8 protein-coding genes are annotated in these 6,841 nt (G+C 65.0%); 3 read left to right on the forward strand and 5 right to left on the reverse strand.

What is annotated here, in order from left to right; genetic code table 11:
- Window positions 1-125: 125 nt before the first annotated feature.
- Together P3W85_RS06125 and P3W85_RS06130 are read right to left on the reverse strand one after the other, a co-directional pair.
- A complete protein-coding gene (locus P3W85_RS06125; protein WP_276264120.1) occupies window positions 126-1,010 on the reverse strand; it encodes an alpha/beta fold hydrolase in 885 nt (294 codons plus the stop codon).
- A gap of 115 nt (window positions 1,011-1,125) precedes the next feature.
- Window positions 1,126-1,566, reverse strand: a complete 441-nt coding sequence (locus P3W85_RS06130) for a GFA family protein (protein ID WP_017231280.1) — start codon at window positions 1,564-1,566, stop codon at window positions 1,126-1,128.
- A 213-nt stretch (window positions 1,567-1,779) separates the two neighbouring features.
- Here P3W85_RS06130 and P3W85_RS06135 point away from each other — a divergent pair, with 213 nt between their 5' ends.
- Window positions 1,780-2,457 carry an alpha/beta hydrolase gene (locus P3W85_RS06135; protein WP_276264121.1) on the forward strand — a complete coding sequence of 226 codons (678 nt, stop codon included), beginning with the start codon at window positions 1,780-1,782 and terminating at the stop codon, window positions 2,455-2,457.
- A 15-nt stretch (window positions 2,458-2,472) separates the two neighbouring features.
- Here the strand turns inward: P3W85_RS06135 and P3W85_RS06140 are convergent, their stop codons facing one another.
- A complete protein-coding gene (locus P3W85_RS06140) occupies window positions 2,473-3,960 on the reverse strand; it encodes a DHA2 family efflux MFS transporter permease subunit (protein WP_276264122.1) in 1,488 nt (495 codons plus the stop codon).
- A gap of 169 nt (window positions 3,961-4,129) precedes the next feature.
- Here P3W85_RS06140 and P3W85_RS06145 point away from each other — a divergent pair, with 169 nt between their 5' ends.
- Both P3W85_RS06145 and P3W85_RS06150 read left to right on the forward strand, forming a co-directional pair.
- Window positions 4,130-4,573, forward strand: coding sequence for a MarR family winged helix-turn-helix transcriptional regulator (locus P3W85_RS06145; RefSeq protein WP_035819140.1), 444 nt, complete (start codon window positions 4,130-4,132; stop codon window positions 4,571-4,573).
- 91 nt (window positions 4,574-4,664) lie between these two features.
- Entirely contained in the window at window positions 4,665-5,117 is a 453-nt protein-coding gene (locus tag P3W85_RS06150; RefSeq protein WP_276264123.1) for a hypothetical protein, read from the forward strand.
- An 11-nt stretch (window positions 5,118-5,128) separates the two neighbouring features.
- Here the strand turns inward: P3W85_RS06150 and P3W85_RS06155 are convergent, their stop codons facing one another.
- Complete coding sequence (locus P3W85_RS06155; protein WP_017231275.1) at window positions 5,129-5,509, reverse strand: DUF1484 family protein; 381 nt, start codon at window positions 5,507-5,509, stop codon at window positions 5,129-5,131.
- Window positions 5,510-5,703: 194 nt separating this feature from the next.
- Window positions 5,704-6,495, reverse strand: a complete 792-nt coding sequence (locus P3W85_RS06160) for an HpcH/HpaI aldolase family protein (RefSeq protein WP_276264124.1) — start codon at window positions 6,493-6,495, stop codon at window positions 5,704-5,706.
- Window positions 6,496-6,841: the final 346 nt, after the last annotated feature.

Raw genomic sequence — 6,841 nt, forward strand, 5'->3', positions numbered from 1 at the left:
ATGGCCAACGGCTGTGCCGACCCAACCCGGACGTCCAGGACGAAGCAGAGCAGTTATTCGCCAACGCCGGCGCCACAATCCAGGGCACGATGCAGCCCTGGGATTTCCCACGGCTGCATCGCGGCTCAATCAGCCTTGCTGCGCAAGAAGCGCTCGATGACCGTGGTGAAATACGGCGGACACTCCTGCATCGGATAGTGCCCACAGTTCGGGATCACCAGCAATCTGGCATTCGGGTGCCATGCAAGGAATGTTCTCTTCATTGCTTCCTCGCCGAGCCCCGGATCCTTCTCACCGGCGAGGACCAGGAACGGTGTTTCAAGCCCGCGAACATCTTCCACAAAGTTGGTCTTTGTCAGCATGTCGAGGTAACCGGGACGGCATCCGGGAGCCACCGTTTTCCTGTTTTGCCGCAGTTTTGCTTCGGCCCATTGATCGGAAAGGCCACCGGTAACAAACTTGGCCAGCCGACGGAATGCGTCGTCGTTCTCACCCGTGCTGGCAAAGAAATCCAACGCTTCTTCATTCAAGGGATTGCCCGCGGCAGAGATCGGGCAGACGGCGATCGCACTCTTGATACGGGAGGGCGCATCGGCAGCGATTCGTTGCGCCGCCATGCCGGTCATCGAATGGCCGATCAGATGAAAGCGTTGCCACCCGAGCCTGTCTGCAAGTTCGAGGCAGTCCGCGGAGACCTCCTGAATGGTGTAGGCGCCGGTCAATTGCATGGATTTTCCGTACCCGCGCAGATCGACAAAGACGTAGGTGAATGCGTTGCCGTCGAGATAGGGCAGCACGGAATCGTAGCTGGTGTGGTCGCCCAGCCAGTCATGCATGACAAGCACGCATTCAGGCCCGCTGCCATGCTGCACGTAGCCCAGGCCTGTGGCCGGGTGCTGGATCGGGGGAAGATGCCGGTTCATTTCAACGTGTTCCTTTTTGGGATTGGAGAACCAAAAAGAAACGCCCTCCCGGCGGACCGGGAGGGCGTTTGAAATTGCCTCGATCATATTGGCTCCACAGTGGCGTGTCAACGCCGCGACCCGATTTCGGATATGACTTCGGGGGGGGCTGGAGCGCACGCGGAGCGGATATGCGCCGGCGGCTCCCGCCGCCGGCCGCCGTTCAGAAGCCGGCCTTATGGAGGGGGCCGTCCCAGCCGTCGAGGTACTTGGGCAGTGCGTCGGCCACGTCCACCACGCGATGCCGGTAGAACAGATGCATGGCCGGCTGCAGGGCGTCCGGCAGTACGCCATCGGATGCCCGTGCGAAGAGGCTGTTGGGAACCACGGACATGCCCAGGCGATTGGTGCCGAACAGCGTCTCGCCGCACTGCCGGCAAAAATGGCGCTGGAGCTGGCGGGTCGCATGCTGGTAGGTGGCCAGTTGATCGTCGCCGCGTTCCACTGCGACGTGCGCCGGTTCCCAGGCCGTGGCGGCGAACACCGGCGTTCCATAGAAATCCCGGCAAGCCTGGCAATGGCAATTGGCTCTCGCCACGGGCTCGCCGGCAATGCGCAATTGGACCTGGCCGCACAGGCACGTCAGGGTAGAGGGGATCGGCATCGGATTTGTCTCCTGTAACTTGGATGGCGAGACGCATTCTACTTGCCCTCGCGTGACGTTGCCTGGCGGCCCGGCTCGCGCGCAGGCGTGCCGGCGGCATTACAATGCGGCAGTCGCCACCGCTGCCTGCCTGGCGCGGTGTTGCTGACAGGTGTTCCATCCACAATCCGATCCGTTGCCCGATCATCATGTACGTCCTGATTCCTGCGCTTTATGTCCTTGTCCCCCTCCGCTGACAGCCAGACCTGGTTCGATGGGCCCGCCGGCCGCATCGAAGCGCTGACGGATACCCCGGCGGGCCCCCTCAGGGGCATCGCCGTCGTCGCGCACCCGCACCCGCTGCTGGGGGGCAGCGCCGCGCACAAGATTCCGGTGGCGCTTGCCAGGATCTTCCAGGCACGCGGCTATCTCGCCGTGCGTCCGAATTTCCGGGGCGTGGGCGGCACGCAAGGCCGGCACGATGCCGGCGAGGGAGAAACCGATGACCTGCTGGCCGTTGTCCGGCACCTGAGGCAGATGCATCCGGCGCTGCCGGTGGTGCTGGCGGGATTCTCGTTTGGCGCTTATGTGCAGACACGGGTGGCGAAGCGCATGCAGGAGAACGGCGAGCCGGTCGCGTGCCTGATCCTGGCCGGCATGCCGGCGGGGCCGGTGCCTGGGGGGCGCAGCTATGACACGCCCGCGGTGCCGGCTGGTTCGCTCGTGGTGCATGGCGAGCAGGATGCCAATGTGGCGCTGCAAGCCGTGTTCGACTGGGCGCGGCCACAGGAACTGCCCGTGGTGGTGGTGCCGGGCGCGAACCACTTCTTCACCGGCAAGCTCCCGGTGTTCCAGCGCACCGTTGCGGAGTACCTCGACCGCCGGGAGCGCCCCGGCCGCGCCGCCAGCTAGGCGGCAGACCCGGGATCAGTCCATCGCCGCGTGCGCGACCGCGTCGTCGCTGACCTGCCGCGTGGGCTTGATCAGCAGGATCAGCGGTACGACCAGCAGGGTCGCGACAAACATGACCTTGAAATCGTTGAGGTAGGCAATCATCGAGGCTTGCTGGTTGATCGACTGGTTGAGCAGGGCCAGTTGCAGGCGGGAGCCGCTGGCGAGCAGCGACTGCATGGCCGGATTGAATACGCTGACATTGGCGGCCAGGTTGGCGTGCGCAACCTGCGTATTGCGCGTCATCAAGGTCTGGATAACGGAAATGCCGATACTGCTGCCGATATTGCGCATCAGGCTGTACGTGGCGGTGCCGTCCGCGCGCAGCTCCGGCGCCAGCGTGGAGAACGTCAGCGCGCTGAGCGGGACGAACACCAGCCCCAGGCCAAAGCCCTGGATAAGCCCGGGCCAGACGATATCGGAAACCGAGAGCACGACGGTGTACTGCATCATCTGCCACAGCGCAAAGGCGGAGATCAGGAAGCCGCTGAGCAGCAGGACACGCGCGTCGATCCGCTTCAGCAGCCGGCCGGCCAGCAGCATGGCCAGCATGGTGCCCGCACCGCTGGGCGCGGTCACCAGCCCGGTAGTGGCGACGGGATAGCCCATCAGGTTCTGCAGCATGGGCGGCAGCAGTGCGCGGGTCGCGTACATCACCGCGCCGATCACAAAGATAAAGCAGGCGCCGGTGGCGAAGTTCCGGTCCTTCAGCAGCGCGTAGCGGAAGAACGACCTTGGCCCGGCGGTGGCCGTGTGCGCCAGGAAGTACAGGAAAGCGAGCGCCGCCACGATGGCTTCGATGCGGATTTCCAGGGAGCCGAACCAGTCAAGCTGTTCACCCCGGTCGAGCATGGCCTGGAACGCCCCGATGGCCAGGCCGAGCGTGACAAAGCCGAAGGCATCGAACTTTACCTCATGCCTTGGCGCCCGGCTGGGCAGGAAGGTCAGCACGCCGAACAAGGCAAGCGCCCCGATCGGTACATTGATAAAGAAGACCCAGCGCCAGTTGTAGCTGTCGGTCAGCCACCCGCCCAGCGTCGGCCCCAGGATCGGGCCAACCATCACCCCCATGCCCCATACCGCCATCGCCTGCCCCTGTTTATCGCGGGGATTGATATCGAGCAGGATCGATTGCGACAGCGGCACCAGCGACGCGCCGAAAATACCCTGAAGCAGACGCGAGGCGACGATCTGGACCAGTGTCTCGGAGAGGCCGCAAAACGCAGAGGCAAGGGTAAAGCCCGCGATCGATATGGCCAGCAGGCGCTTGACGCTGAGCCGGTCCGAGAGCCAGCCGGTCAGGGGCGTGGCAATCGCTGCGGCGACGATATAAGAGGTCAGCACCCACGTGATCTCGTCCTGCGAGGCTGACAGGCTGCCTTGCATGTGCGGTAGCGCCACGTTGGCAATCGTACTGTCGAGCGTCTGCATCAGGGTCGCGGCCATGATCGAGATGGTGATCATGGGCCGGTTGAGCGACGTCGCTACACGCCCTGGTACCGCTACGGAAGACATGGATGAAACAACCCGGTAGATAATAAGCATGCTTATTATACGGGGCTGCGTGATCATGGCAAGCCATGCCATGCACGCTGCCGGACAGGCCGCGCGGGGATCTTTGTACAATCGCGGCATGGAAACGAAACTCGAAAAGCGCTTTGGCTTCCTGGTCTCGGACGTTGGCCGGCTCTGCGGCAAGCGCTTCGACGACCTGGCGAAGTCGTCCCTCGATCTCACGCGGGCGCAGTGCCGCGTGCTTGCCTATCTGTCGCACTACGGCGAAGTGAACCAGGCCCGTCTGGCGGACCTGCTGGAGGTCGCCCCGATCTCGGCGGGGCGCCTGCTCGACCGGATGGAAGAGGGCGGCTGGATCGAGCGGCAGCCAAACCCGGAAGACCGCAGGGAACGGGTGGTACGGATGACGCCCAAGGCGGAGAATGCGCTGGACAAGGCACGCCGGGTCGGCGATGAGGTTGCCGCGGAGGCCCTGGCCGGCCTTGGCGCGCAGGAGAGGGAGCAGTTGATCGGCCTGCTCCAGCGCGTGCGCGTCAATCTGGGCACGATCGTCGATCGCTGAGCGCGCGGCACCGGTTTTTCAGGCATGCCCTAAAGTTCTCCGGGACCGGGCCGATGATCTGGTTGTCCCTCACTCAATGGATAACCTGAACATGTCGAGCATCAGCGCAGTCGCCCCGCAGGTGACGCTTTCCGGATCGGCCGCCACCGGTAAAGCGTCGCAGTCCGAGACCAATGACACCCAGGCCGGCGGCACGGCTTCAGCCCCGATCTCGACCGGCGGGGCCACGGGCGGCGGCGCGGCTGGTGGCGTTGGCGGCGGCAGTGGGAGCAGCAGTGGCAGCAGTACCGCTTCCGACACCGTCAAGGCGTTGCAGAAGCAGATTGCCACGCTGCAGAAGCAAATGGCGGAAGAGCAGCGCCAGCTTCAGTCGCTGCAAGCCAGCAATATGAGCGCCGATGCAAAAACCGCCGCCCTGGCCGCCATGCAGGCCCAGGTGGCCAGCACGGCCGCGGCGCTGCAAACCGCGACCGCCGCGCTGGCGCAGGCGCTGCAGGCTTCGGGCGGCAGCACGTCCGGCGCGCTGGTCAACACCACGGCCTGAGGACCGGAGGCTCAGAGCATTCGCTGCACCGGGCCCACGGCATCGTCCAGTTGCCGCTTCAGCAGCTGCAGCAGGCAGTACAGGCCGTAAGCTTCCTCGGCCTTCTCGCTTTGTTGTTCCGCCAGCGTCAGCACGCTGTCCAGCCCGGCGCTGACGCTTTGCAGTTCGGCGCAACTGTTGGTGATGCGCTCGTGGATGTCATGACCCAGTGCCGCGATCTGCAGGATCAGCTCCGATATGCGAGGTTGCGCATCGGCGCGGGCAGGGTGGGCCAGGCCGGCGAGTTCGGCCGTGAGGTCGTTCAGCTGGCCGAGGACGAGCAGGGATTCGGGCAGGGTGTCGCGGACGCGGAGGTTGGCAGACTCGGGACCGGCTCGGGCGATGGGACGCAATGCAAGCTCCTTGAAGAGTGGTCGGCCGCCCGTTTCGGTGTGAGGGTGGCTAGTCAAAAAGCATATCGTTAAAGAACTCGCCTGCCTTTGGGAAAAATCTGCTTTCTCATGCGCAATCGCCGAGACCGCCCCAACGCCGCCAAACCTGTTTGCGGACATGGGCTTCCCGATCGCCTCATTCGCGTCGGGCCGGCTCAGTAGCCTGGCGCGCGCCCTGGCGGCACCTGGCCGCCCCGCATCTGCGATACCACCTGTTTGGCGCCCGCGGCCATCAGGCGGGCATCGGAGCCCACCGTGACGAAGCGAAAACCCTGCTCGATCCGCCGCAGCGCGGCTTCGGGCGCGCCGTTGTGGATGCCGGCGACCACGCCATGGGCCTTGGCGCGGGCTGCGACATAGGCGATAGCCTCCGCAACGGGGGGATCCACGTCGTCGAAGGTCGGCCGGCAACCCAGCGAGAGCGACAGGTCCGACGGGCCGATATAGACCGCGTCGAGCCCTTCCACCGAGAGGATGTCGTCCAGGTTGTCGAGCCCCTGCCTGGTCTCGATCATCGCGAACGTGACGATCGTGTCATTGGCGCGCTCGGGATAGTCGGCGCCGCCGTAGAGCAAGCCGCGGATCGGCCCGAAGCTGCGCGAGCCCAGCGGCGGGTAGTGCGTGGCGGCGACAAAGCGTTGCGCGTCTTCGCGGGTATTGATCATCGGGCAGATCACGCCATAGGCGCCGGCATCGAGCACCTTCATCAGGATGCCCGGCTCGTTCCAGGGCACCCGCGCCACGGGCACGGTGTCCGTGGTGGAGATGGCCGTGAACAGGGCGAGGGCGTCCCGGTAGTCGAGCGCGCCGTGCTGCAGGTCCACCGTCAGCGAGTCCCAGCCCTGGTGAGCCATGGTCTCGGCGGCGAATGCGCTGGGGATGGACAGCCATCCGTTGACGACGGCCTGCCCGGCTGCCCACATTTTTCGAATCCGGTTCTCGCGCATGTCGACTGTCTCCTGTCTGGTCATCGTCTGGCGGCGGCGCCGGGAGCGCCTGCCGGGGGGGAGCCGGATCGGCCCGCCTTCTGGCAACTCTACGCGACGCTGCGAAACGCGCAATGTGCGTGGCTTGCCCGGCGGGGCGCCGATTTCCGCTGACGGGTATCTTATATGTTGTCGTACAACGTGGAGGGTATAGGCTTTGGATACATTGCGTCAAGACGGACGAGGCGAGCGCCGGCCGATCCTGAGCGGCTGCTGAATCGCCGAGTGGCGGTATCGGCCGGGAGCGCTTCTTGAAGGGCGCGCTTCAATTGCCCGTGCGATTGACGGGACATCCCAGGATAAACGT

Source organism: Cupriavidus basilensis (assembly GCF_029335485.1).
In the GTDB taxonomy this organism is placed as follows: Bacteria; Pseudomonadota; Gammaproteobacteria; order Burkholderiales; family Burkholderiaceae; genus Cupriavidus; species Cupriavidus basilensis_E.

Excerpts from the sequence above, each read along its gene's own strand:
- P3W85_RS06125 (WP_276264120.1), bottom strand. The coding sequence starts at position 1,010 with ATGATCGAGGCAATTTCAAACGCCCTCCCGGTCCGCCGGGAGGGCGTT.
- P3W85_RS06130 (WP_017231280.1), bottom strand. The coding sequence starts at position 1,566 with ATGCCGATCCCCTCTACCCTGACGTGCCTGTGCGGCCAGGTCCAATTG.
- P3W85_RS06135 (WP_276264121.1), top strand. The coding sequence starts at position 1,780 with ATGTCCTTGTCCCCCTCCGCTGACAGCCAGACCTGGTTCGATGGGCCC.
- P3W85_RS06140 (WP_276264122.1), bottom strand. The coding sequence starts at position 3,960 with ATGATCACCATCTCGATCATGGCCGCGACCCTGATGCAGACGCTCGAC.
- P3W85_RS06145 (WP_035819140.1), top strand. The coding sequence starts at position 4,130 with ATGGAAACGAAACTCGAAAAGCGCTTTGGCTTCCTGGTCTCGGACGTT.
- P3W85_RS06150 (WP_276264123.1), top strand. The coding sequence starts at position 4,665 with ATGTCGAGCATCAGCGCAGTCGCCCCGCAGGTGACGCTTTCCGGATCG.
- P3W85_RS06160 (WP_276264124.1), bottom strand. The coding sequence starts at position 6,495 with ATGCGCGAGAACCGGATTCGAAAAATGTGGGCAGCCGGGCAGGCCGTC.